General features: G+C 61.4%; 19 protein-coding genes and 1 pseudogene. 4 read left to right on the top strand and 16 right to left on the bottom strand.

From position 1 onward, the window contains the following. Positions 1–3: 3 nt before the first annotated feature. From hutH (IMW75_RS19675) to hutC, 9 genes are all read right to left on the bottom strand, one after another. Positions 4–1536 (bottom strand): histidine ammonia-lyase, encoded by a 1533-nt coding sequence (hutH, locus tag IMW75_RS19675; RefSeq protein WP_045061973.1) that lies wholly within the window; start codon positions 1534–1536, stop codon positions 4–6. A 117-nt stretch (positions 1537–1653) separates the two neighbouring features. Beyond that, positions 1654–3177, bottom strand: coding sequence for a histidine ammonia-lyase (hutH, locus tag IMW75_RS19670; protein WP_205893506.1), 1524 nt, complete (start codon positions 3175–3177; stop codon positions 1654–1656). A gap of 162 nt (positions 3178–3339) precedes the next feature. After that, the gene (locus IMW75_RS19665) at positions 3340–4170 is read right to left on the bottom strand and encodes a quaternary amine ABC transporter ATP-binding protein (protein WP_052673021.1); all 831 of its coding nucleotides are present in this window, start codon (positions 4168–4170) and stop codon (positions 3340–3342) included. Beyond that, positions 4167–5018, bottom strand: coding sequence for an ABC transporter permease (locus tag IMW75_RS19660; protein ID WP_205893505.1), 852 nt, complete (start codon positions 5016–5018; stop codon positions 4167–4169). The genes IMW75_RS19665 and IMW75_RS19660 overlap by 4 nt, the downstream gene beginning before the upstream one ends. Before the next feature lie 70 nt (positions 5019–5088). Further along, positions 5089–6057, bottom strand: a complete 969-nt coding sequence (locus tag IMW75_RS19655) for an ABC transporter substrate-binding protein (RefSeq protein ID WP_045061976.1) — start codon at positions 6055–6057, stop codon at positions 5089–5091. Positions 6058–6126: 69 nt separating this feature from the next. Beyond that, positions 6127–7599, bottom strand: a complete 1473-nt coding sequence (locus IMW75_RS19650; RefSeq protein ID WP_045061977.1) for a purine-cytosine permease family protein — start codon at positions 7597–7599, stop codon at positions 6127–6129. A gap of 152 nt (positions 7600–7751) precedes the next feature. Then, positions 7752–9434, bottom strand: a complete 1683-nt coding sequence (gene hutU, locus IMW75_RS19645) for a urocanate hydratase (RefSeq protein WP_045061978.1) — start codon at positions 9432–9434, stop codon at positions 7752–7754. Between the two features lie 444 nt (positions 9435–9878). After that, positions 9879–10445: a HutD/Ves family protein gene (locus IMW75_RS19640; RefSeq protein WP_205893504.1), complete on the bottom strand. Its 567-nt coding sequence runs from the start codon at positions 10443–10445 to the stop codon at positions 9879–9881. Further along, the gene (hutC, locus tag IMW75_RS19635) at positions 10442–11152 is read right to left on the bottom strand and encodes a histidine utilization repressor (RefSeq protein ID WP_172435301.1); all 711 of its coding nucleotides are present in this window, start codon (positions 11150–11152) and stop codon (positions 10442–10444) included. The genes IMW75_RS19640 and hutC overlap by 4 nt, the downstream gene beginning before the upstream one ends. Before the next feature lie 146 nt (positions 11153–11298). Between hutC and IMW75_RS19630 the strand changes: the two genes are divergently transcribed. Beyond that, positions 11299–12663, top strand: a complete 1365-nt coding sequence (locus tag IMW75_RS19630) for a formimidoylglutamate deiminase (protein ID WP_205893503.1) — start codon at positions 11299–11301, stop codon at positions 12661–12663. 122 nt (positions 12664–12785) lie between these two features. Here IMW75_RS19630 and IMW75_RS19625 read toward each other — a convergent pair whose 3' ends face one another. Beyond that, entirely contained in the window at positions 12786–13355 is a 570-nt protein-coding gene (locus IMW75_RS19625; RefSeq protein ID WP_205893502.1) for a lipocalin family protein, read from the bottom strand. A gap of 31 nt (positions 13356–13386) precedes the next feature. Beyond that, positions 13387–13641, bottom strand: a complete 255-nt coding sequence (locus IMW75_RS19620) for a lipoprotein (RefSeq protein WP_045061982.1) — start codon at positions 13639–13641, stop codon at positions 13387–13389. Between the two features lie 30 nt (positions 13642–13671). Here IMW75_RS19620 and IMW75_RS19615 point away from each other — a divergent pair, with 30 nt between their 5' ends. The 3 genes and pseudogenes from IMW75_RS19615 to IMW75_RS27420 all read left to right on the top strand — a co-directional run bounded on the left by IMW75_RS19615 (position 13672) and on the right by IMW75_RS27420 (position 15871). Then, positions 13672–13824 carry a hypothetical protein gene (locus IMW75_RS19615; protein ID WP_205893501.1) on the top strand — a complete coding sequence of 51 codons (153 nt, stop codon included), beginning with the start codon at positions 13672–13674 and terminating at the stop codon, positions 13822–13824. Between the two features lie 154 nt (positions 13825–13978). Then, a pseudogene (locus tag IMW75_RS27425) lies at positions 13979–15013 on the top strand (HAMP domain-containing protein); the annotation flags it as partial. A 93-nt stretch (positions 15014–15106) separates the two neighbouring features. Further along, positions 15107–15871: a methyl-accepting chemotaxis protein gene (locus IMW75_RS27420; RefSeq protein ID WP_414704660.1), complete on the top strand. Its 765-nt coding sequence runs from the start codon at positions 15107–15109 to the stop codon at positions 15869–15871. Positions 15872–15987: 116 nt separating this feature from the next. Here the strand turns inward: IMW75_RS27420 and IMW75_RS19605 are convergent, their stop codons facing one another. The 5 genes from IMW75_RS19605 to IMW75_RS19585 form a co-directional block, all read right to left on the bottom strand. Then, positions 15988–16590, bottom strand: a complete 603-nt coding sequence (locus tag IMW75_RS19605; protein WP_045061984.1) for a DUF924 family protein — start codon at positions 16588–16590, stop codon at positions 15988–15990. Between the two features lies 1 nt (position 16591). Then, the gene (locus tag IMW75_RS19600; protein ID WP_045061985.1) at positions 16592–17602 is read right to left on the bottom strand and encodes a class 1 fructose-bisphosphatase; all 1011 of its coding nucleotides are present in this window, start codon (positions 17600–17602) and stop codon (positions 16592–16594) included. A 286-nt stretch (positions 17603–17888) separates the two neighbouring features. After that, positions 17889–19262, bottom strand: coding sequence for a DUF3999 domain-containing protein (locus tag IMW75_RS19595; RefSeq protein ID WP_205893500.1), 1374 nt, complete (start codon positions 19260–19262; stop codon positions 17889–17891). After that, positions 19259–22474, bottom strand: a complete 3216-nt coding sequence (locus IMW75_RS19590; RefSeq protein WP_205893499.1) for a DUF2339 domain-containing protein — start codon at positions 22472–22474, stop codon at positions 19259–19261. Before IMW75_RS19590 ends, IMW75_RS19595 begins: the two co-directional genes overlap by 4 nt. A 162-nt stretch (positions 22475–22636) precedes the next feature. Next, complete coding sequence (locus tag IMW75_RS19585) at positions 22637–25087, bottom strand: glycogen/starch/alpha-glucan phosphorylase (protein ID WP_205893498.1); 2451 nt, start codon at positions 25085–25087, stop codon at positions 22637–22639. Between the last annotated feature and the right edge of the window lie 52 nt (positions 25088–25139).

The raw sequence follows: 25139 nt of genomic DNA, 5'->3' as shown, positions 1-25139 counted from the left end.
GCCTTACAGGCTCGGCAGCAACTTCACCGAGACCAGATCATTCAAACAACGCGTCGCCAACAATTCAGTCGCCGCGTTGATGTCCGGCGCAAAGAACCGGTCCTTCTCATAAAACGCCACTTCAGCACGCAAAATGGCGCGAGCTTTTTCCAGCTTCGCCGAGGTCTTCAAGCCTTCACGCAGATCCAGGCCCTGGCACGCTGCCAGCCACTCCACCGCCAGCACCCCACGCGTATTCTCGGCCATTTCCCACAAACGCTTGCCCGCAGCCGGCGCCATCGATACGTGGTCTTCCTGGTTGGCCGAAGTCGGCAGGCTGTCGACCGAATGCGGATGGGACAGCGCCTTGTTCTCGCTGGCCAGTGCCGCCGCCGTCACCTGGGCGATCATGAACCCGGAGTTGACGCCACCATTGGCCACAAGGAACGGCGGCAATTGCGACATGTGCTTGTCCATCATCAGCGAAATGCGACGTTCACTCAGGGAACCGATTTCAGCGATGGCCAAGGCCATGTTGTCCGCAGCCATGGCCACCGGCTCGGCGTGGAAGTTACCGCCGGAAATCACGTCGCCTTCGGCGGCGAACACCAGCGGGTTATCCGACACCGCGTTGGCTTCGACCGCCAGCACTTCGGCAGCCTGGCGCAATTGCGTCAGGCAGGCGCCCATGACTTGCGGCTGGCAGCGCAGGGAGTATGGGTCCTGGACCTTATCGCAGTTCTGGTGCGAGTCAGACACGTCACTGCGCTCGCCGAGCAAATCGCGGTAAGCAGCAGCGGCGTCGATCTGGCCTTTTTGCCCGCGAGCGGCGTGGATGCGTGCGTCGAATGGCGAGCGCGAGCCCAGTACCGCCTCGACCGTCAGGGCCCCCAGCGCCACGGCGCCGGCGAACAGGTCTTCACCTTCAAACAGGCCGCGCAGGGCGTAGGCGGTGGACACCTGGGTACCGTTGAGCAGCGCCAGGCCTTCCTTTGCCGCCAAGGTCAGCGGGGTCAGGCCGGCGACTTTCAACGCTTCGGTCGCCTCCAGCCATTCGCCCTTGTAGCGCGCCTTGCCCTCACCCAGCAGCACCAGGGACATATGCGCCAGCGGCGCCAGGTCACCGGAAGCACCGACCGAACCTTTCAACGGAATGTGCGGGTAGACCTCGGCGTTGATCAACGCGATCAACGCATCGATCACCACCCGGCGAATGCCGGAGAAACCACGACTCAGGCTGTTGACCTTGAGCACCATGACCAGCCGCACCAGGGCGTCGCTGATCGGCTCGCCAACACCGGCGGCATGGGACAGCACCAGTGAGCGCTGCAGGTTTTCCAGGTCTTCGCTGGCGATGCGAGTCGAGGCCAGCAGACCGAAACCGGTGTTGATGCCGTAGGCGGTGCGGTTCTCGGCGAGTATCTGCTCAACGCAGGCAACGCTGGCCTCGATCTGCGCCGAGGCGCTGTCGTCAAGGCTGATTTTGACCGGCTGCTGATAAACATCGCGCAGTTGGGCAAGGCTCAGTTGGCCGGGAATCAGGTTTAGCGCAGTCATTCAAATGCTCCTTATGAGAGTTTGTTATTAACTACCAGTCGCTCCGGAGCATTCCGTTATCCGTCGCCTCTCGTCTTCTGGACGATCCGCGCCTTGGCACGCTGGTGTGGGTATTGGTCAGTGCAAATTCGGTAACGCGTCGTGCAGCCGCTGCGGATCTTTCAGCACGCTGGCGGCGGCGGCAATGTCCGGGGCCAGCCAACGATCCTGATCGTAGGCCGGAACCTGTTCACGCAGCAGGCGCCAGGCGATATCGGTGCCGACGCCAAAACGTTGCGGCTTGAGGAATTCGAACGCCTGGGCGGCCAGCAAGTATTCGATCGCCAGGATCTGCGTGCAGTTTTCCAGCGCGCGATGCAGCTTCAGCGCGGCATTGGTGCCCATGCTCAGGTGATCTTCCTGCAGACCCGAGGTGACGTAGTTGTCGAGCACCGCCGGTTGCGCCAACTGACGGTTCTCCGCGCATAGCGAAGCGGCGACGTACTGGACGATCATCATCCCGGAGTTCACCCCGGGATTGGCCACCAGGAATGCCGGCAGACCGCTGACATGCGGGTTGATCAAGCGGTCCAGGCGCCGCTCGGCAATGGAGCCGATTTCCGCCATGGCAATGGCCAGCAAATCAGCGGCCAGGGCCACTGACTGACCATGCGGGTTGGCCTGGGACATGATGCGGAAATCGTCCGGTGTGCCCAGCAGCATCGGGTTATCGGTGACCGAGTTGAGCTCGGTTTCAATCTGCTTTCTGGCGTGCTCCAGCTGATCGCGGGCGGCGCCGTGAACTTGCGGGATCGAGCGGATGCTCAGCGCATCCTGCGTGCGCACGCCCTTGCTCGACGCGATCACTTCACTGCCATCCAGCAACGCTCGCAAGTTGAGCCCGACCTGCTGCATGCCAGGATGTGGTTTGAGCGCAATGATCTCGGCATCGAACGCCGCGATCTGGCCACGCTGGGCTTCAAAGCTCATCGCACCGATCACATCAGCCCATTGCAGCAGACGCGTGGCATCAGCAATCGCCAGGCAGCTCAGGCCGGTCATGCACGGCGTGCCGTTGACCAGGCACAGGCCATCCTTGGCACCGAGCTGGACCGGTTGCAGACCTTCTTCGGCCAGGGCTTGCTGCGCAGAAACTATGTTCCCGCGATAGCTCACAGTGCCGACACCCAACAGCACGATGCCGATGTGCGCCATGTGGGTCAGATAACCGACTGAACCCTGGGAGGGCACTTGCGGGGTGATGCCTCGATTGACCAGCGCCAGCAGCGCTTCGATCACTCGACGGTGAATGCCGGATTTGCCATGACTGAAATTGCGGATCGCCGCACACATGATTGCGCGCGTCTGCTCGTCGGCCAATGGAGCGCCGACGCCACAGGCGTGGCTGAGCAGCGTGTTGCGCGACAGCTGGCTGAGTTGCTCGTCTTTCAGCGAGACGTTGCACAGTGCGCCCAGACCAGTGTTGACGCCGTACGCGCGCTCGCCGCTGGCGACGATGCGCTGGACGATGGCTTGGGCGTTCTCGATCCGCGCCCAGACCTGCGCCGACAGCTCAAGCTGTGCGCCATGACGGGCAACCGAGACCACATCCTGCCAACGCATCGGGGCGTCGGCGATAACGATTGTTTCAGCCTGGGACATCTCTACCTCATACCTGAATATTGATGCAGCATCGCCGACGCCATCGCTGGCAAGCCAGCGCCCACAGGTTCCGAGGTGTGCACACAAACTGTGGAACAAACCCCATCCCTGTGGGAGCAAGGCTTGCCCGCGATGGGGCCAGCACTTACACCGCAAATATCTTCAAACCACCGCTGCCCGCCGCTGCACAAACCGGTCGACATACTCATCCGCCGGCGAATGCAGGATCTCGCGCGGCGTACCCACCTGGATCAACCGCCCATCCTTGAGGATCGCGATCCGGTTACCAATGCGCACCGCCTCATCCAGGTCGTGCGTGATGAACACGATGGTCTTGTGCAAGGTCTTCTGCAGCTCCAGCAACTGGTCCTGCATCTCCGCGCGGATCAGCGGGTCGAGAGCGCTGAACGCCTCGTCCATCAGGATGATGTCCGTGTCTGCGGCCAAGGCCCGGGCCAGGCCCACCCGTTGGCGCATGCCGCCCGAGAGCTGATGCGGGTATTTGTTTTCGTAACCCTTGAGGCCCACGGTGTTGATCCAGTGCAGCGCGCGCTCGGAGCACATCTGCTTGCTCTCGCCACGCACTTTCAGGCCGTAGGCGACGTTCTCCACCACGGTCTTGTGCGGCAGCAGACCGAAGCTCTGGAACACCATGCTGATCTTGTGCCGGCGAAATTCGCGCAGGGCTTCCATGTCGTATTGCAGGATGTCCACACCGTCCACCAGGATCGCGCCGCTGGTGGGGTCGATCAGGCGATTGAAGTGACGCACCAGCGTCGACTTGCCCGAACCGGACAGGCCCATGATCACGAAAATCTCGCCAGTGCCGATGCTCAACGACAGGTCGTTGACCCCGACCACGCAGCCGGTTTCGGCCAGCACCTGGTCCTTGGTCTTGCCTTGGCCGACCATGGCCAGCGCATCCTGCGCACGGTTGCCAAAAATCTTGAAGACGTTTTTGACTTCGATTTTGCTCACGGTTACGTCGTTCATTTGCTCACCTCATGCCGTGGCCGACCATACGCCTGAGTAATGCGGTCGATGACCACTGCCAGAATCACGATCGCCAGGCCGGCCTCCAGGCCTCGTCCGACGTTGAGGGTCTGAATCCCTACCAGCACATCCTCTCCCAGGCCACGGGCACCGATCATCGAGGCGATTACCACCATCGACAGGGCCATCATGGTGGTCTGGTTGATCCCGGCCATGATGCTCGGCAGGGCCAGCGGCAGCTGCACGCCGAACAGTTGCTGCCAGCGGTTGGCACCGAAGGCGTTGATCGCTTCCATCACTTCACCGTCGACCTGGCGAATGCCCAGGTCGGTCAGGCGGATCAGCGGCGGCGCGGCGTAGATCACCGTGGCGAAAATCGCCGGGACCTTGCCCAGGCCGAACAACATCAATACCGGAATCAGGTACACGAAACTCGGCATGGTCTGCATGATGTCGAGCAATGGCATCAGAACCGAACGCAGGCGATTGCTGCGCGCCGAGAGGATGCCCAGCGGTATGCCGATCAGTACCGATATCACCGTCGCGACCATCATCAGCGCGAGGGTTTGCATCAGCTTGTCCCAGAGACCGACGGCACCGACCAGGAACAGCAAGCCGACGATAATGGCAGTTGTCACAACCTTGCGGGTCGCGTGCCAGGCAACGCCCGCCACGATCGCCAGCATCAGCCACCAGGGCGCAGCACGCAGCAGCCCCTCAAGATTGACGATGGCCCACAACAGGGTGTCGGAGATCTGCCGGAACACATCGCCGTAGTTGGTGACCAGCGAATCGACCCAACCGTTGACCCAGTCGGCGATGGAAAAGGTAAAGCTTTCGGGAAACATAAGAGACTCTCGATCAAGGGGGTTGAGATGCAGCACCCGACTGCCGGGCTCGACAGTCGGAACGCTGGACCTACAAGGCCGCGTCGATTTTCCTGGCAGCGTCTTCGCTCACCCATGCATGCCAGACTTCAGGATGTTCCTTGAGGAAGATTTTCGCCAGTTTTGGCGAAGCGATCCGCTCCTTGGCCATGCGCCCCAGGTTCTGGTTCAGCAAGTCGATTGGCAGGTTGACCTTTTCCAGCACCGCCACCAGTTCCGGGGCTTCGTCGTGGAAGGTCTTGGACAGGCCGACCTTGATGGTCACGCTCTTGTCCACGCCCGGTTTTTCTTCGAGCTTGACCAGGTCGACCTGGCCCATCAGCGGAGTTGGCGACCAGTAGTAGAACAGGATCGGCTCGCCGCGCTTGTAGCTCGACAGCACTGCCGCATCCAGCGCCGGGCCGGTGCCTGGGCGGAAGTTGGTGTAGGTGCTTTCCAGGCCGTAGCTCTTGAGCATCTCGCTGTTGTCCAGCTCGCATGTCCAGCCAGCCGGGCAGTTGTAGAAACGGCCTTTGGACGGCTCTTCCTGATCCTTGAACACTGCAGCGTACTTGGCCAGGTCGGCGATGTTCTTCAGGTCAGGGGCCTTGGCTTCCAGCTTGCGGCTGGGGTCGCCCTCGATGACGTAACGCGGCACATACCAGCCTTCTACGGCGCCGGTAACAGGAGCGCCGACCCCGACGACCTTGCCGGCCTTCTCGGCCTTGTTCCAGACCTCGCTACGGCCCACCCACTCCTCGGCGAAAACCTGGATATCGTTGCTGCTCAAAGCGTTTTCCATGGTGATGGAGTTGCCCGGCAGGCTGTCGGTCTTGCAGTCGTAGCCTTTCTCCAGCACGACCTGCAGCACGTCGGTGAGCAACATGCCGCTTTCCCAGTTCAGGCCGGCAAATTTCACCGGTTTGCCCGACTCGCACCAGCCGGCTGCCTGGGTGGCGCCGGCACTGGCGAGCAGGCCCATGGAAAGTAGTGCGGTCAGCAGGGTCTTGTTCGATTTCATTGTCGTGACGCTCCTAATCATGAATGGGCTTACGGCAGTCAAGAGGCATCCAGCCCTGTCCACGTCCAATCAGGCCTGCGCCGCAGCGCGACCGGCCCCGCTGGTTTTTGGTGGTGCAACGCTGTCCTGCTCGACTGGCAGGATCAGTTGATCGGGTACGGTGCCATGCCATTTTTTGGCGCACACGTAATATAGAGCGGCTGGAAGCACCAGGCCGATGATCCAGGAAATATCCACACCGCCCATGGCTTCCACCAGCGGACCGGTATAGAACTTGGTGGCGATGAACGGCAGCTGCACCAATACACCGAACACATAGATGCTGATACCCAGGGCGTTCCAGCGACCGTAGCGGCCATTGGGATCGGCCAGCGCCGGCACGTCATAACGTTCGCGGGTGATGCAGTAGTAGTCCACCAGGTTGATCGCGCTCCATGGCGTGAAGAACGCCAGCAGGAACAGGATGAAGGACTTGAACGCACCGAGGAACGAGTGCTGGCCGAGCAGCGCGATCAGGGTCGCAGTGCCGACAATGAACAGAACGAACACCAGTCGCTGCAAGCGCGACACCTGCAGGTGACCACGAAAACCGCTGATGATGGTCGCGATACACATGAAGCTGCCATAGGAGTTCAGCGTAGAGATGGTGACCTTGCCGAATGCGATGCTGAAGTACAGCAACGCAGCGGTGGCACCGGTACCGCCCAGGCCCACAATGTAGGCCACTTCATGGCCGGCGAACTGCCCGTTGGCCGAAGCGGCGGCAAACACGCCGAGAATCATCGCCACTTGTGCGCCAATTACCGAACCCGCGCCGGCGGCAAAGAAGGTTTTCACCGAAGACGTGCTGCTTGGCAGGTAGCGAGAATAGTCAGCCACGTACGGGCCGAACGCGATCTGCCAGGACGCGGCGAGTGATACCGCCAGCAGGAAGCTGCTCCAGCTGAAGTGGCGAATTTGCAGGAGTGCGCCGACGTCTGTCTGGCTCATCAGGCGGTAGAACAGGTAGACAAAGGCAATCACGCCGATGACGCTGGCGACACGGCCAATCCAGTGGATCACCCGATAACCAAGCACCGTGACCAGCACAATGACACTGGCGAAGATGAGGATACCGACGCTGTCGCTGACGCCGAACAACTGGCCCAGCGCCTGGCCGGACAGTACGGTTCCGGTGGCGGTGAAGCCCAGGTACATCAGGCACACCAGCACGATCGGGATCGCCGCGCCATACACGCCGAACTGCACCCGGCTGGAAATCATCTGCGGCAAGCCCAGCTTGGGCCCTTGCGCCGCATGCAACGCCATCACCCCACCGCCCAGCAATTGCCCGATCAACAGACCGATCAACGACCAGAACACATCACCGCCCAGCACCACGGCCAGGGCCCCGGTGACAATCGCGGTGATTTGCAGGTTGGCACCCATCCACAGGGTGAACTGGCTCAACAGACGACCGTGTCTTTCCGCTTCCGGGATGTAGTCGATCGAGCGCTTCTCGATCAAGGGTTTAGTGCCTGCACGTTCGTTGTTAACAGCCATGATTCAACCTCTGTGGATTGTTTTAATTGTTCTGTCGGGCTTACTCGGGCTCTGTGGGAGCTGGCTTGCCAGCAATGACGTCAGCACCTTCAACATCAATTCCAGCAGGGCCGTCGCTATCGCTGGCAAGCCAGCTCCCACAGGGGGTTGCGTTATTTACCGGTAATCATCGGCAGGTTCAGCCCCTGTTCCTTGGCGCAGTCGATCGCGATCTGGTAACCCGCATCGGCGTGACGCATGACCCCGGTTGCCGGGTCGTTGTGCAGCACGCGTGCAATTCGCTCAGCCGCCTCATCAGTACCGTCGCAGACAATCACCATGCCCGAGTGCTGGGAGAAGCCCATGCCGACGCCGCCGCCGTGGTGCAGGGAAACCCAGGTCGCACCGCTCGCGGTGTTCAGCAGAGCGTTAAGCAGTGGCCAGTCGGACACGGCGTCGGAACCGTCCTGCATCGATTCGGTTTCGCGGTTCGGGCTGGCAACAGAGCCGGAATCCAGGTGGTCACGACCGATCACGATCGGTGCCGACAGCTCACCGCTGCGCACCATTTCGTTGAACGCCAGGCCAAGCTTGGCGCGCAGGCCCAGGCCAACCCAGCAGATACGTGCCGGCAGACCCTGGAAGCTGATGCGTTCGCGCGCCATGTCCAACCAGTTGTGCAGGTGAGCGTCGTCCGGGATCAGCTCTTTTACTTTCGCGTCGGTCTTGTAGATGTCTTCAGCGTTACCCGACAGTGCCGCCCAGCGGAACGGACCAATGCCTCGGCAGAACAGCGGACGGATGTAGGCCGGCACGAAGCCAGGGAAGTCGAAGGCATTTTCCACACCCTCTTCCTGGGCCATCTGGCGGATGTTGTTGCCGTAGTCGAAGGTCGGGATGCCTTGCTTCTGGAACTCGAGCATCGCTTTAACGTGCACGGCCATCGATTGCTTGGCAGCCTTGACCACGGCAGCAGGCTCGGTCTTGGCGCGAGCGCGGTACTCTTCCCAGGTCCAGCCGGCTGGCAGGTAACCATTGAGCGGATCGTGGGCGCTGGTCTGGTCGGTGACCATGTCCGGGCGCACGCCGCGCTTGACCAGTTCCGGCAGGATCTCGGCCGCGTTACCCAGCAGCGCAATGGAAATTGCCTTGCCTTCCTTGGTGTATTTGTCGATACGCGCCAGCGCGTCGTCGAGGTCAGTGGCCTGTTCGTCGACATAACGGCTGTTCAGGCGGAAATCGATGCTCACCTGCTGGCACTCGATGTTCAGCGAGCAAGCGCCGGCCAGGGTTGCCGCCAGTGGCTGGGCGCCACCCATCCCGCCCAGGCCAGCGGTCAGCACCCAACGCCCCTTGAGGTCATCGTTGTAGTGTTGGCGACCGGCTTCGACGAAGGTTTCGTAGGTGCCCTGGACGATGCCCTGGCTGCCGATGTAGATCCAGCTGCCGGCGGTCATCTGGCCGTACATGGCCAGGCCTTTGGCGTCGAGTTCGTTGAAGTGCTCCCAGCTCGCCCAGTGGGGCACCAGGTTGGAGTTGGCGATCAGTACCCGCGGTGCGTTGCTGTGAGTCTTGAACACGCCGACCGGCTTGCCGGATTGCACCAGCAGGGTCTCGTCGTCGTTCAGGTTGGTCAGGCTTTCGACGATCTTGTCGTAGCACTCCCAGTTACGTGCGGCACGCCCGATACCACCGTAAACCACCAGTTCTTTAGGGTTCTCGGCAACTTCCGGGTCGAGGTTGTTCATCAACATGCGCAGCGGCGCTTCGGTCAGCCAGCTCTTGGCGGTCAGCTTGTTACCGCGGGCGGCACGGATTTCTACGTCACGAAACTTAGTGGTTTTGTTGTCAGTCACGAAAAAGACTCCTCAGCGATCAATTCAAACCAACCCTGGAAGGGGCAAGCCAGCCTGTGCGCGTCGTTGCGCCACAAGCGAATCAGTTGACGCTGCGAGGAGTCCTGATCGACTCATACGCATACGTCTTTACTTGTACATACAAGCATATGCAATCAAGCGGCCAACTTGCTGGATGGCTGTTCAAGAAAAATTCTGAAAGAAGTGCAGAGCCTGTAGATCAAGGGTTTTGACGTGCATGAAATTTTTTCGGAGAATTTGAACGCACCTGGGAGGGCTGTTACTGGAGCGCGGTTTTGCGCCACCCTGGGGCGTTCGGTAACAAAGTGGTGCGCGTTTTGGAACGCCGGAAAGCAAAAGATCGCAGCCTTCGGCAGCTCCTACGATGAGATGGCGTACATCCTGTAGGAGCTGCCGAAGGCTGCGATCTTTTAGAAGCTTGGATCAGCGCGCGATCAGCTCAATCACACAGCAATTACCGCCACTGGAGACTTCCAGCAGACCGGCATTACCATCAACCTGTAGGCAATCATGGCGGCCCAATTGCTGGGCACTGTTACCGACTTTCACTTCTAACGCGTCAGTGACACTGAACACCAGCACAGTCCCCGCCGAACTGAAAAACCGCTGCTCCCCTGCCAGCCACTGCAACCTCGCGCTGTAGCGCTGCGGCGCATAGATCAGGTTGAAGTCGCGGATCGGCCCGTCGAGCAATCTGCAGGACACCTGGCTCTCGCCGCTAAAGGCAAACGGGTCCAGCGGTAACAATGGCCGTGTGTCCTGGCCATCAACGCGCAGGGTCATGCCCTCGCCTTGCAGCACGGTGATCACGCGTTCGTAACCGGCAAACATCGAGAACCCGCCCGACTCGGCAATATCGGCAATCGACAGGCGCCAGCCGAAACCGTCCAGGCCCGTGCCCGCATCCCGGGTAATTTCCTCAGTGCTGCCTCCGCCGTTTTTCCATGGCATTCGTGGGTAATCTTTGGCGCGTAAAACCTTCATGTTCATTTATGGAACCGACCTTCCAGACGATGACGGGAACCGGGGTGGATCAACCGCGCGGCAGTCACCGGCTGACGCCCCGACCAGGTCCGGCGACGAATCAGCAGGCATGGCTCGCCTTTTTCAATTTGCAGCAATTTGCATTCGCTGGCCTCAGCCAGTATCGCCTCGACCACGTGCTCGCCTTCGGTCAGCGGTGCGACCTGGTTGAGGTAGGCGTACGGCGTTTGCAGGGTGAAGTCCTGCTTGAGGTAATCCGGGGCCACCAGCGCGTTAACAAAACGGTCTTCGATCTGCACCGGAATATCATTCTCGAAGTGCACGATCAGCGAGTGAAAAACCTTCTGGCCTTCGCGCATGTCCAGCGCCAGTGCACGCTCGGAGCCGGCGGCTTCTTCTTCCAGGGTGATCACCTTGCAGGTGTGACGATGGCCGCGAGAGGCGATTTCGTCGGCGATGTTGTGCACTTCAAACAGGGCCGACTGGCTTTTCGGCTCGGCAACGAACGTACCCACACCCTGCATACGCACCAACAGGCCGTCGGCGGTCATCTCGCGCAGGGCACGGTTGATGGTCATGCGGCTGAAACCCAGCTGGCTGACCAGTTCGCTTTCCGAGGGCACGCGGTAATGCGGCGGCCAGTTACCACTGTCGATTTGCTGGGTGATCATCTGTTTGACGCGGGCGTACAGGGGCGCCGGACTGTCGCCCATGTTCGCGGCCAACGGAGAGACAGCAGGCGGAGTCGGCACGGTTAATCCTTGTTCATCTGGATGAGATTGCTAGCTTGCCGGAGTTTACCGACGAGGCAAACGTCTGTATATGTATATACAAATAACACACGATGGGGTGCTGAACCATGTCCGCCTTCTTTGCCGAACGCGCACTGCTGCCTAACGGATGGGCCAATGATGTACGTCTTGAGGTCAGCGCCGATGGCGTGCTGACCCTTGTCCAGGCCAATTCTCAAGCAGATGGCGCCGAACGGATAAAGGGGCCGCTGCTGCCGGGCATGCCGAATCTGCACTCCCACGCATTCCAGCGGGCGATGGCCGGGCTGGCGGAAGTGGCAGGCAATCCAAACGACAGTTTCTGGACCTGGCGCGACCTGATGTACCGTCTCGTCGGAAAAATCAGCCCGGAGCAGCTCGGCGTCATCGCTCGTCAGCTGTACATCGAGATGCTCAAGGCGGGCTATACGTCGGTCGCCGAATTTCATTACGTGCACCACGACACCAGCGGCCAGGCGTATGCCGATCCTGCAGAACTGGCGCTGCGTATCAGCCAGGCGGCGGCGTCTGCCGGCATAGGCCTGACGCTGCTGCCCGTGCTCTACAGCCATTCCGGCTTCGGCGGCCAGGCGCCGGACGAGGGTCAGCGGCGCTTTATCAACAGCACCGAGAACTACCTCAAGCTGCAGTCGCGCCTGCAGCCGATCCTGGCCGGACAGCCGGCGCAGTCCCTGGGTTTGTGTTTCCACTCGTTACGCGCCGTCACGCCCCAGCAGATCAGCGAAGTACTGGCGGCCAGCGACACCCAATGCCCGGTGCACATTCATATTGCCGAGCAGCAGAAGGAAGTCGATGACTGCCTGGCCTGGAGCGGTCGTCGACCACTGCAATGGCTATACGAAAACACCGAAGTCGACCAACGCTGGTGCCTGGTCCACGCGACCCACGCCAACCCGGAAGAGGTTACGTTGATGGCCAGGAGTCGCGCCATTGCCGGCCTGTGCCTGACGACTGAAGCCAACCTGGGCGACGGTATTTTCCCGGCGGTGGACTTCCTGGCTCAGGGCGGGCGCATGGGGATCGGTTCCGACAGCCACGTGTCATTGAGCGTGGTGGAGGAGTTGCGTTGGCTTGAATACGGTCAGCGTCTGCGTGACCAGCGGCGTAACCGCCTGTATGGCGCCGATCAACCGATGGTTGGCCGCACGTTATATGACGCGGCACTGGATGGCGGCGCCCAGGCGCTGGGTCAGCCAATTGGCGCACTGGAAGTCGGCAAGCGAGCGGACTGGCTGGTGCTCGATGGCAACGATCCGTACCTGGCAACAGCCAGCGGTGACGCCATTCTCAATCGCTGGCTGTTTGCCGGTGGCGATCGCCAGGTGCGCGATGTCCTGGTCAATGGCCAGTGGGTCGTGCGCGACGGGCGCCATGCCGGCGAAGAAGAAAGCAGCCGTGCGTTCACCCAAGTCCTGCGCGATCTATTGGGTTAACGCAAAACGAAATGTGGGAGCGAGCCTGCTCGCGATGAGGCCGTCATATCCAACAGAGATATTGGCTGACAGACCGCTATCGCGAGCAGGCTCGCTCCCACAGTTTTGATCTTCGGTGCCCGCTAGTTCGAAGTCTTCGCCATCTGCGTATCGGAGGCACGCCAGATCAATCGCGTGGTGTCGTACCCCTGCTGTCGCGCCTTGCTCAGCAGCTCTTCGCGCGTTACGCCGTTGACGGTGGGGCTGCGTGACAGCAACCACAGGTAACGACGGCTCGGATCGCCAACAATGGCAGTCTTGTAGTCGTCGCTGACGTACAGCACCCAGTAATTGCCCTTCGCTACACCCGGCAGCAAGCGCGAAAACCAGTTGTCGAATTCGACCCACAGCTTGTCGGTCTTGCCTGGCACTTGTGGCCAGGCGGTGCCTTGGGCCTCTTCCCATTGCCAATCCGCCGTCAGGCAGCGGTTCAGCACCAGCACATTACCGTCGGACTTGAGGGTGTAATGGGCTTCGGATTGCGCACAGTTGCGCTGGAAATACATCGGCAGGCGCGCCAGCTCATACCAGGTGCCTTGATATTTCTTCAGGTTGACGCTGTCGACCGTTTTCGGCGCCAGCGACTCATCGCCAGAAGTGGCGCAGCCGGCCAATACCAGGCCGGCCAAAAGAACAAATAATAACCGCTTCATTGTTTTTCTCCCGTGGGCGCGAAGCCCCGGTTTACTTCAGGCCTTGGCCAGAAAACATCAACACTTTGTCACCGGCGTACTGCACGCTGATAAAGCTGTTCTTGTCGCCCCAGGTGCAACTGGACATGCCGAGCGCGCCGGAGCAATCGGTAGGCTTGCCCAGCAAGGTTTCAACCTCGGCCTTGGGCATGCCCGAGGACAACTTCGAATAGTTTTCCTGATTGACCTTGCTGCATGCGGCCAACAGCACGCAGAACGAAAGCAGGGCGATAGAGCGCAGCGACATGGTGTAGCTCCTGGGGCGAAGGGGGTTGGCATGGCTGCCAAGCAGAAGCTTAGAAGAGAAAACCCCAATCTGGTTCCCCGGCCGGCAGCCTATTTGTCGATCCACTCGTCTGCCATGTTCCGAAAAATCAGCAACTTTGCCGCGCCACTCATCAATTCGCCAATTTTGCAGCAGGACGCCTAATCTTTGGCACGGTGCGGTCGACACATCATGTAGGAGCGAGCTTGCTCGCGATGGATGCCAACGATAACGCGGTTCGATTAACCACACGCGATTATCAAACTCCCTCGCACGAGCAAATCGCGACCACACCAGTCCCTGCGCGGTAGCTCACTTAATGACCAGAAACATGAAGTTCAGCCACAAGATCCTGCTGGCTGCCGCCCTCGTGGTGGCCGTTGCATTCGCCTGTTTCATCCTGTTCAACGACTACCGCCAGCGCCAGACCCTGCGCAGCAGTACGCAAGCGTCGATGCAGGAACTGGGCAGCCTGACCACCAGCAACATCCAGACCTGGCTGGAAAGCCGCATTCAGTTGCTGCAATCGCTGTCCCAGCAGATTGCAATAGACGGCTCCGCGCCGGCCAGCCTCAAGCGCGCTATCGACCTGCCGGCCTATACCAGTAACTTCCAGCTGAGCTATTTCGGTGGCAGCGACGGCGTGATGTTCTCGGTCCCGGCCGGCAATCGCGCCGCCGACTACGATCCCCGCGCCCGCGGCTGGTACAAAGCGGCCAACAGTGCAAAACAGACGGTGGTCACTGAACCCTACATCGCAGCGTCCTCAGGCAAACTGGTGATCACGGTGGCAACACCGGTGCAACGCCAGGGCCAGATGATTGGCGTCGCCGGTGCAGACATCGACCTGTCCAGCGTCAGCGCGATCATCAACTCGCTGAACTTCGGTGGCCACGGCCATGCGTTTATCGTCAGCGCCGACGGCAAGATCCTGATCCATCCGGACAGCAACTTTGTCCTCAAGAGCCTGGCCGACGCCTACCCCAATGGGGCACCGACCGTGAGCCCGGGGCTGAAAGAGGTCGAGATCGGCGGTAAAAGCCAGTTCATCTCCTTCACTCACGTCAACGGTGTGCCTTCGGCGGACTGGTACGTGGCACTGGTGCTCGACCAGGAAACCGCGTTCGCGATGCTCAGCGAATTCCGCACCTCGGCGATCATTGCCATGGTGATTGCGGTGGTGATCATCATTGCGCTGCTGGGCATGCTCATCAGCTTCCTGATGCAACCGCTGCTGACCATGGGCCGTGCCATGCACGACATCGCTGAAGGTGAAGGCGACCTGACCCGGCGGCTGACTATCCACGGTCATGACGAATTCGGCGCGCTGGGCACTTCGTTCAACCGCTTCGTGGAACGTATCCATACTTCCATCACTGAAGTGGCGTCCGCCACCGGCCAGGTCAACGAAGTCGCCCTGCGCGTAGTGGCAGCTTCGAACTCGTCGATGTTCAACTCCGACCAGCAAGCATCGCGCACCAGCAGTGTGGCTGCGGCGATCAACGAACTGGGGGCCGCCGCCCAGGAAATCGCCCAGAATGCAGCCCTCGCCTCGCAACATTCGAGCGATGCGCGGGCCCTGGCCGAAGACGGCCAGCAGGTGGTCGACAAGACCATTGCCGCGATGCAGCAGCTGTCGGCGAAGATCAGTGATTCCTGCGGCAACATCGAAACGCTTAACAGCAGCACGGTGAACATCGGGCAGATTCTGGAAGTGATCACCAGCATCTCCCAGCAGACCAACCTGCTGGCCCTGAACGCAGCCATCGAAGCGGCCCGTGCCGGCGAAGCCGGACGTGGGTTTGCCGTGGTCGCCGATGAGGTACGCAACCTGGCGCACCGCACCCAGGACTCGGCGCAGCAGGTGCAGAAGATGATCGAGGAACTGCAGGTCGGCGCCCGGGAAGCGGTGAGCACCATGACCGATAGCCAGCGTCAGAGCGAAAGCAGTGTCGGCATCGCCAACCAGGCCGGCGAGCGCCTGGGTAGCGTGACCCAGCGTATCGGTGAGATCGATGGCATGAACCAGTCGGTGGCGACGGCCACTGAGGAACAGACGGCAGTGGTGGAGTCGATCAATGTCGACATTACCGAAATCAACATGCTGAATCAGGAAGGCGTGGAGAACTTGCAGTCGACGTTGCGGGCATGCTCGGATCTGGAGCAGCAGGCGGCGCGGCTTAAACAGTTGGTGGGTAGCTTCAGGATTTAAACTGCTTTCACTGGCCCCATCGCCAGCAGGCTGGCTCCCACAGGGGATTGTGAACGACACAACCCCAATGTGGGAGCCAGCCTGCTGGCGATGACGGCATCAGCCGCAAGGAAAATCTAGAACCTTGAACCAGGCCCCGAAAGAAACGCCAACTCTTCAGCCGTCGAATCCCTTCCCAACACTGCATTGCGATGCGGAAACCGCCCAAACCGCGCAATCACCTTCTGATGCTTTTCGGCGTAATTCAGGTAATCGGTAAACAACGCCTGATCACCCTCAGGTTGTTGGTTAACCAGATCGATGTACCGCGAAACGGCCTCGTTCTGCACCGCCAGATTCTCGCAATGCTCGAACACCATGTAGATGAATACCCGCTGAATCGGCTGCAACTGCCGATCAAAATCCGCAGCAATGCCTTGGGCTACCAGGGCTTGAGCCCTGAGGTCACCGCAAAAGGCTTTGGGGGAGTCGCGATAGATCATGCGTGGCAGCTGATCGAGCAACAGCACCAGCGCCAGCCAACCGTCGGGGCGTTGCGCCCAGTCAGTCAATCCGCCGGCCAGCGCCTGCTCGACCCAGTCCCCGAAACGCGTTTGCGCCTCGAGGTCCTGGCGGTCGTGCTTGCCGAACCATAACTTGCCCTTGTCAGCCGCTACCTCGTCAGAGGTCTGGGCTGAGCCAAACCACCATTCGAGCAACGGCTGCCAGGGCGCGGTCATGTTATTCCTTGTGGTAAGCCGTAACGCGGGCGACTTCTTCTTTCGAGCCCAGGTACACCGCTACGCGCTGGTGCAGGCCTTCTGGCTGGATGTCGAGAATGCGCTGGTGACCATCGGTGGAAGCGCCGCCGGCCTGTTCCACCAGGAACGACATCGGGTTGGCTTCATACATCAGGCGCAGTTTGCCCGGCTTCGACGGCTCGCGGCTGTCGCGTGGGTACATGAACAGGCCGCCACGGGTCAGGATACGGTGCACATCGGCCACCATCGCGGCAACCCAGCGCATGTTGTAGTTCTTTTTCAGCGGGCCTTCATCGCCAGCCAGCAATTCGTCGACGTAGCGCTGTACCGGAGCTTCCCAGTGACGCTGGTTGGAGGCATTGATCGCGAATTCCTGGGTGCTTTCAGGAATCGTGATGTCTTCATGGGTCAGGACAAAGCTGCCCATTTCACGGTCCAGGGTAAAGCCCTTGACGCCGTCACCCAGGGTCAACACCAGCATGGTTTGCGGGCCGTAGATCGCGTAACCGGCCGCAACCTGCTGGGTACCTGGCTGCAGGAAGGCCTTTTCGTTCAGGGCTTCGTTCTGGCTCAGGTATTCAGTTGGGCAACGCAGTACCGAGAAGATGGTGCCGACTGGCGCGTTGATATCGATGTTGGACGAACCGTCCAGTGGGTCGAACACCAACAGGTAGGCGCCTTTCGGGTATTTGCCCGGGATCTGGTAGGCATTGTCCATTTCCTCGGACGCCATGCCGGCCAGGTGACCGCCCCATTCGTTGGCTTCGAGCAGGATGTCGTTGGAGATCACGTCGAGTTTCTTCTGCACTTCGCCCTGGACGTTTTCAGTGCCCATGCTGCCCAGAACACCACCCAGGGCGCCTTTGGATACGGCGTGGCTGATTTCTTTACAAGCGCGCGCCACCACTTCAATCAGGAAACGCAGATCGGCAGGAGTGTTGTTGCTGCGGGTCTGCTCAATCAGATAGCGACTCAGGGTAACGCGGGACATGGAAGGCTCCGGTGGAATGGGGGGGCGGGAAACCCGCGCAGTTTAACGCGAGTCGGGGCGCATTTCCTCCTATCAGACGTGAGATGCCCAATAGAGTTCATGCGCGGGGTTTAGCGTAGTTCGAATCCTGCAGGATTTGGCGGAAGATTTTTGCCGACTCTGCGAGCGCCATCGCGGGCAAGCCTTGCTCCCACAGGCGCCATCAGTCAGGCCCAATCCCCCAGGACTTCCCTGATCCTGTGGGAGCAAAGCTTGCTCGCGATCCGGCGCGCAGCGCCGGCCATTCTCAGGAGTTCGCCGGCGGTTTGCGCAACAGGCTGAACGCCATCGCCGCCAGAAACACCACACTCAAGAGCAACACCGCCCAAAGACCGAATTTCTTCCAGTCGGTGGCGGCGGTGGCCGCAGTGGTCACCGTAGACGTCGGCACCACGACCACTCCAGCATCTACCGAAGCCTTGCCCAGCGCCGCCAACTTTTGCGCGCTGTAATCCGGGATCAGCGTCGACAACGGCAGGTTCGCCGCCTTCACCGTCGCACTGCCAAGCGCCAGGGTGTAAGGCCCCTCCCCGCGTGCCAGGAACACCAGCAGCGTAGAGCGCACGGCAAATTTCAGGGTCGGCGCCTGCGCGCCCAAGCCACCGCCGCGCTCGTCGACGACCAGCTTCAACTGCTGGACGGTCTGCCCGGCCAACTGCAACTCGTTCTGCACCACATCCTGGCCATTCTGGGTCAGGCGGTACAACAAACCGCTGCCCAGCGGCCGCCACGGCAAGCTGCTTTCCCGACGCCCGGACACCGTCACCGGCGCCAGGCTGTTGGCCTGATCCAACTCGATCTGGATGCGCTCCACGTTCAGCCCCGTCGGCAACTGCCAGATGTACTCACCGGCCTTGGCGCTGCTGGCGCCCAACGGCTGCGACCAGACCAACGGCAGCGGCAAGCTGCGCCCGCTGGCGCTTTCCAGTTGCGCCGAGGTCAGGACAGGCGCCGACTGCGCCGTGTTCCAGAGCAGGCGCAGGTAACGCGCCGATTGCCCCGGCAACCCCACCTCACGCTGCTCCACCCGCTCGTCGGCAAAGGTCAGCCGAGCCACCTGCCCTTCTCCCCAGGATTGCCAGTGCTGCAAGTCGTCGCTGGCCTCAATGGTGAAACGCTGGAAGCCATCGCGCTCACTGGTCCAGTCGAGTATCAACTGCTGCAGGGGCGCCTTGATTCCGCTGGCATCCAGCAACCAGCCGCGCAGCACTTCTTCGCCCGCTTCAAGTTGACCGGCTGGTTGCACTTCCACCAGCGTACCGTCACCGCTCGACCGCACCTTCACGCTCGGAGCGCGCTCAGTGGAGTCGGCGGAGGCGTACAGCGGGAACCATTTCACGTCGGTCAGCACAGGCTTCTCGCTGGCCTGCGCCGATTCCCGAGCCAGGGCATAGGCCTGGGGCTCGCCTGCGGCATTGAACACCCGTACATCTGCAAGATCGGTCTGGCGTGCATTCAATTGCACGCTCATCGGTAGCTCAAGGCGATACCACGGCCCCTCGCCGCTGATTGACAACGGCACCTGGGTGCTGAAGTCTGCCGGTTTTTCCTGGGCGCCGGCCGACAGCGTCACGCCTAGCGCAACAACGCCCAACCAACCCAGGCTCAGCTTCTGACTCAAGACGAAACTCCTTCGGTTTGCGGGGCCGGTTTATCCGCCTCCGCCGCAGCTTCGGCGCGCTTGGGCGGCAGCGGGGCGAAATAGCCCACCACCAGCAGCAACACCCCGACTCCAATGAAAGACACAATCCGCGCCAACCCGCCACGGTTGCTCAGCTCAACAAAGAACAACTTGGCAACCACCACACCGATCAGCGCGGCGCCGATCAACCAGACCTCGCGACGATGGCGCAGGTGACCACCAATCATCAGGCTCAGTGCCATCAAGGTCCAGACGATCGACAGCCCGGCCTGCACCCGCATGGATTCAAGCAATGCATCGAGCTGGAATGGCACGCCAGCCCAATGATGGGCGGTGCGCATCACCAGGACGGTGAAGAAGGCGAACAGCGAGACGCCTGCGATCATTTGCGCAGCCTGGTGGAAGTAGTTGCTGCGCAGCGCCAGTTGCGCCACTGCACTGCGCGCCCAGATAAATACGCCGAACAGCGCAAACAACAGGCCCAATTCCAGCGGATTGATCAACGGTACATAGGGCAAAGGGTCGGCCGATCCGTCGCTGACACTGTTCGCCAACCAGAACCAGCCAAGCATCAGCAGCGCCAGCGGTGCGGCCGCATAGACCCGGTACTCGCGGGGATAGGCCGCCACCGGCCATGGCCAACTGCGCGGTACCGCCATCAGCACCAGGTAGACGCTCGGCAGAATCGCCCAACCCAGCCAGCGCCAGGCATTGTACTGCTCGGACAACAGCAGCAAGGCGTAGCGCAACTCCAGGGCCAGCACGCCAATCAGCAGCCAGCAGCCGAGCACGTGGGCGATGCCGAGTGCGCGCTCGGGCACCCGCGCAGCCAGTCGCCGCAGCGAGATGAAATGCACGGCGAACACCGCGACCCACACCAGCCAGCCAAAATCGGCAGCCGGATGAAAACGGCCATGCAGCGCGTCCAGCAGCACCAGGGCGGCAGCAGGTATCAGCGTGAGACAGAGCAACCCCAGCGAGGCCCACTGCAGGCGCAAAGCAAGCACCGTCCACAGCGCGACGCTCACCGCCAGGACGGCCAGCAGCAACGTCGCTTGCAGGTCCACTGCAGCGAAACGCTGGATGTCCATACCCCAGGCGATCGCCCACCAACCCGCGCCCCACACCAGCAATACGTCAGCCAACCGCTTCAGGCTGAACGCACCGAACCTCGCTGCAGGGTTGCCGAACTGCAGGCACCAGGCCCCGACGAACGCTGCCAGGCCCAAAACCATTGGCGTCCAGAACCCGGTGTGCGCCAGTGGACGCAAGCCTTCGCTGGCGAACTGAGCGAAAAATCCTGCAGCCGACAGCGCGAAAGCCGCGCCACCCAGCAACTGCACGGCAAATGCCATGAACAGGAACGTGCGCGACTGCAGGCGCAGGCCGACAACCAAGGTCGCCAGGCCGGCCAGCGCCCAACTGATCGCCGTGCCCTGGGTCAGGAAAAACAGCGGCGCCAACAGATAGAGGAAGATCAGCCCCAGGCCCGCGAGCACCGGCAGCCCCTGACGTTCCCAAGGTGCAGTGTGCGCAGCAGAGGCTGTGCGCAATTGGTGGAAGCTGAACAACAACGCCGCGCCAAGCATCAACGCGCCCAGCGGTGCGCCTTGGAGCAAACTGCTGTCACCGAATCGCAGCTCGCTGAGAAACATCAGCGCCGAGCCCAGCTGCAAGAGCAAGGCAAAGGCGCGGGCCAATGTTCGCTGCTGACGCAGGCCGAGCCAGAGGATACCGGCCCCCTCAATAGCCCAGGCCGCAGACGTCCAGCGCGCATCCAGCCCCAGGGGAATCGCCAGGCTGGCGAAGATCACCCCGAGGGCGAGGCAGGTTTCCGCCAACAACAGCGCCCGGCCCCCCATCAGCCAACGGGCCAGGCCCATGTAGATCATGCCCAATGCCAGGGCACTGAACGCAGCGGCCAACTCCAGATGCTGGACCAGCACAAACTGCAGGCCAAAGCCCACCAGCGGCGGGCCGAAGAGCAGGGTGCCGTCGACGTAATCGCCCTTGCGCGCCGACCAGCGCAACAGCGCATCGCGACTGTCGTCCTCGGGTGTGTCGCTCATCTCCAGCAATTTGCGACGGGCGAACAGCAGGCCGATGGCCAGGTACATCAGGAAAAACAGGATCAGGAACGGCTCGGTGCTCCACAGCAGCTCCGGCGTATAGGAACGCAAGCCCCAGGTGAAGCCGATACCGAAAGTGCCAACGAAGCCGATCACGTTGAGTAACCGCCAGGCCTTGAACCAGGCGATGGCGAGGATGCCGGCATTGAGCAGCGCGAAGTAACTGAACAGCGCGACGTGGCTGCCGGCGCCGGTCGAGGTTAGCAGTGGCGCGGCAAAACCGCCCAGTGCCGCAGCGGCGGCCAGGCCCAGGGAGTCCTGCTTGATGGCGAGGATGGCGGAAAACACTGTCACCGCCACCAGCAGGCCCAGGGCCGCAGTCGGGTCCAGCAGCGGATGCAGGCGCATTGCGGCGAACACCGTGAGGTACAGCACCGCGATCCCGGTGCCTTGCAGGATCAGCGCGTAGTTATTGTTGCGTGTGCGCAACCACCAACCCAGCCCAAGCAGGCTCAAAGCAGCCGCCGCCACCCCGGCGTACCGCAACTCGATCGGCACTACCATGCCTTCGGTGGCGTAACGCAGCAGGAACGCCAGCCCGAGGAACAACAGCACCACGCCGACCCGCAGCACGGTGTTGCCGCCGAATAACCAGGCACGGGCACCATCGATAGCCCGTTCGATGAAGTTGGGGCCGCGTGGAATCGCTGGCTCCAGGGGTTCGCGGGCGACCGGTGCGGCCCTCCAGGCATCGACGGGCGGCGGACGCCTCGCTTCAGAGGCTGCGACGGTAATCGGCTCGAGCTCGGGTGGAAGCTCCCAGACAAGTTCGGGCGCTTCAACAGGGATGTCGTCAAGAATGAACTCAGGAGCAGGCTCCGGTGCCTGCGGCGTCCTCATGCCGGACGTTTCGAGCGAAGCCAGGCGTTGCTGCAGCGCCAGCAGGTCGACTTGCGCCTTCTGTAACTGCAACTGTTGCTCGGTGGCTTGCAAGGCCAGACGGCCGATACGAATGGCCTGCCCGATACCCAGGCCGAGCAACGCACCCAATAGCGCATCGCCGAACGACTCGTCGAGCACCCAGCCGAGCACCAGCCCTATGAGCATGAAAATCCATTGCATGGTCGATATCCCTAAGCGCAGTGGCCAATCCGGGAAGATTAGCGCAGCCCGACACGAAAAGATCGCAGCCTTCGGCAGCGCCTACACAGGAATACGTCCCCCTGTAGGCGCTGCCGAAGGCTGCGATCTTTTCGGCGCCATTATATCCAGCCGGGCGGCTACTTACTCCAACGCTTTCCAGATATCTGTGGCGTACTCGCGAATCGTCCGGTCGGACGAGAACCAGCCCATCCGCGAGGTGTTCAGCACCGCCGAACGCCACCATTCGTTGGAATCGTGCCAATGCGCTTCGACCCGCATCTGCGCGTCCCAGTAGGAGTCGAAATCGGCGCAGACCAGGAAGCGGTCGTAGTCGATCAGCGAATCGATAAAGCCCGCGTAACGGGATGGATCATCCGGCGAGAACACCCCACCGCGAATCGCCTGCAGCACATCGTTGAGTCGATGGGACGCTGCGATGTCCGGCGTCGCATTGAACTCGTGGTTCTGCTTGCGCGCTTCAACCTGCTGGGCACTGAGACCGAAGATAAACATGTGCTCGGCACCGATGCGCTCGCACATTTCCACGTTGGCACCGTCCAGGGTACCGATGGTCAGCGCGCCGTTCAGGCCGAACTTCATGTTGCTGGTACCCGACGCCTCGAAGCCCGCCGTGGAAATCTGCTCCGACAAGTCCGCCGCCGGAATAATACTTTCCGCCAGGCTGACGTTGTAGTTGGGCAGGAACACCACCTTGAGCAGACCGCGCACGGTCGGGTCGTTGTTGACCACACGGGCGATGTCGTTGGTCAGCTTGATGATCAACTTGGCCTGGTGATAACTGGCGGCCGCCTTGCCGGCGAAAATTTTCACCCGGGGTATCCAGTCGGTTTCCGGCTCGGCACGAATCGCCTGATAAAGCGCCACGGTGTGCAGCAGGTTGAGCAGCTGGCGTTTGTACTCGTGGATCCGCTTGACCTGCACGTCGAACATCGCCGCCGGGTTGACGGCGATACCCAGGCGCTCGTGAATGATGTAGGCCAGGGCCTTCTTGCTGTGCAGACGCTGCTCGGCGAACGCCTTGCGGAAGGCGGCTTTCTCGGCGAACGGTTCCAGCTCCAGCAAGCGTTCTTCCGGGTTGTCCAGCAGGTCCGGTCCCAGGGCATCCACCAGCATTGAAGTCAGCTCGGAGTTGGCCTGGTACAGCCAGCGGCGGAAGGTGATGCCGTTGGTCTTGTTGTTGATCCGCTCCGGGTACAGCTTGTGCAGCTCGGAGAACACGGTTTTGCGCATCAGCTGGGTGTGCAGGCCGGACACGCCATTGACGCTATGGGAACCGAGGAACGCCAGGTTGCCCATGCGCACGCGGCGGCCATTGTCTTCCTCGATCAGCGACACCGCGCGCAACACGTCGAAGTCGTGTATGCCCTTGGCCCGCAACGAGTCGATGTGCTGGGCGTTGATCAGGTAGATGATCTGCATGTGTCGCGGCAGCATGCGCTCCATCAGGCCGACCGGCCAGGTCTCCAGCGCCTCGGGCAGCAGCGTGTGGTTGGTGTACGAGAGCGTATCGACCGTCACCTGCCATGCAGCGTCCCATGCCACGTCATAGACGTCGACCAGTTGGCGCATCAGCTCGGCTACGGCGATCGATGGGTGCGTATCGTTGAGCTGGATCGCCGCGTGGTCACCCAGGGTCAGCACCGAGGTGTGCATGTTGCGGTGGCGGCGCAGCAGGTCCTGCAAGGAGGCGGCAACGAAAAAGTATTCCTGGCGCAAACGCAGTTCCTGACCGGCTTCGGTGCTGTCCGCCGGGTAAAGCACACGGGAAATACTTTCGGCCCGGGCAACCTCGGCAACGGCGCCCAGGTGGTCACCGGCGTTGAAGCGTTCCAGGTGCAGATCTTCCATGGCGCGGGCGCGCCACAGCCGCAGAGTGTTGACGCTCGCCCCGCGCCAGCCGACAACCGGGGTGTCGTAGGCAATGGCGCGAACGGTTTCCACGGGTGTCCATACCTGCTTGGTCTTGCCGTTCTCGTCAGTGACGGTCTCGACACTGCCACCAAAGCCGATCGGGTAAACCACCTCCGGGCGCTCGAACTCCCACGGGTTGCCGAAGTCCAGCCAATGCTCGGTTTGCTCCTGCTGCCAGCCATCCACGATGGCCTGGCGGAACAAACCATGCTCGTAACGAATTCCGTAGCCATGGCCGGCGATGCCGAGCGTCGACATGCTTTCCATGAAGCACGCGGCCAGGCGCCCGAGGCCGCCGTTACCCAGCGCCGCGTCAGGCTCCAGCAGGCGGATACGCTCAAGGTCGACACCCAGCTCGGTCAGCGCTTCGCGCGCAACATCAAGCAGGCCGAGGTTGCTCAGGCTGTCATAGAGCAGACGGCCGATGAGGAATTCCAGCGAGAGGTAATAAACACGCTTCTGGCCTTTACGGTAGATCTGCCGGGTGTGATCCATCCAGTGCTCGACCATGTGATCGCGCGCCGCCAGGGCAATGGCTTCGAACCAGTCGTGGTCGAAGGCGTGATCCGGGTCTTTGCCCACCGCGTAGGTGAGTTTGGTCAAGACGGCGTCGCGGAATGCGGCCACCTCTGCTTCGCGAACAAGTGGTTCTTGAGTCATCGATAAGACCTCGAGCGAGCGTGGAGTAGTTGAGCCTAGACGGTCTGACAGG

It is taken from the genome of Pseudomonas gregormendelii (genome assembly GCF_017114825.1).
In the GTDB taxonomy this organism is placed as follows: Bacteria; Pseudomonadota; Gammaproteobacteria; order Pseudomonadales; family Pseudomonadaceae; genus Aquipseudomonas; species Aquipseudomonas gregormendelii.
This window is presented reverse-complemented; position numbering and strand designations above follow the sequence as displayed.

Bases quoted from the DNA above. Each gene is read 5' to 3' on its own strand.
- hutH (WP_045061973.1), bottom strand. From the start codon at position 1,536: ATGACTGCGCTAAACCTGATTCCCGGCCAACTGAGCCTTGCCCAACTG.
- hutH (WP_205893506.1), bottom strand. From the start codon at position 3,177: ATGTCCCAGGCTGAAACAATCGTTATCGCCGACGCCCCGATGCGTTGG.
- IMW75_RS19665 (WP_052673021.1), bottom strand. From the start codon at position 4,170: ATGAACGACGTAACCGTGAGCAAAATCGAAGTCAAAAACGTCTTCAAG.
- IMW75_RS19660 (WP_205893505.1), bottom strand. From the start codon at position 5,018: ATGTTTCCCGAAAGCTTTACCTTTTCCATCGCCGACTGGGTCAACGGT.
- IMW75_RS19655 (WP_045061976.1), bottom strand. From the start codon at position 6,057: ATGAAATCGAACAAGACCCTGCTGACCGCACTACTTTCCATGGGCCTG.
- IMW75_RS19650 (WP_045061977.1), bottom strand. From the start codon at position 7,599: ATGGCTGTTAACAACGAACGTGCAGGCACTAAACCCTTGATCGAGAAG.
- IMW75_RS19640 (WP_205893504.1), bottom strand. From the start codon at position 10,445: ATGAACATGAAGGTTTTACGCGCCAAAGATTACCCACGAATGCCATGG.
- hutC (WP_172435301.1), bottom strand. From the start codon at position 11,152: ATGGGCGACAGTCCGGCGCCCCTGTACGCCCGCGTCAAACAGATGATC.
- IMW75_RS19630 (WP_205893503.1), top strand. From the start codon at position 11,299: ATGTCCGCCTTCTTTGCCGAACGCGCACTGCTGCCTAACGGATGGGCC.
- IMW75_RS19625 (WP_205893502.1), bottom strand. From the start codon at position 13,355: ATGAAGCGGTTATTATTTGTTCTTTTGGCCGGCCTGGTATTGGCCGGC.
- IMW75_RS19620 (WP_045061982.1), bottom strand. From the start codon at position 13,641: ATGTCGCTGCGCTCTATCGCCCTGCTTTCGTTCTGCGTGCTGTTGGCC.
- IMW75_RS19615 (WP_205893501.1), top strand. From the start codon at position 13,672: ATGGCTGCCAAGCAGAAGCTTAGAAGAGAAAACCCCAATCTGGTTCCC.
- IMW75_RS27420 (WP_414704660.1), top strand. From the start codon at position 15,107: ATGTTCAACTCCGACCAGCAAGCATCGCGCACCAGCAGTGTGGCTGCG.
- IMW75_RS19605 (WP_045061984.1), bottom strand. From the start codon at position 16,590: ATGACCGCGCCCTGGCAGCCGTTGCTCGAATGGTGGTTTGGCTCAGCC.
- IMW75_RS19600 (WP_045061985.1), bottom strand. From the start codon at position 17,602: ATGTCCCGCGTTACCCTGAGTCGCTATCTGATTGAGCAGACCCGCAGC.
- IMW75_RS19590 (WP_205893499.1), bottom strand. From the start codon at position 22,474: ATGCAATGGATTTTCATGCTCATAGGGCTGGTGCTCGGCTGGGTGCTC.
- IMW75_RS19585 (WP_205893498.1), bottom strand. From the start codon at position 25,087: ATGACTCAAGAACCACTTGTTCGCGAAGCAGAGGTGGCCGCATTCCGC.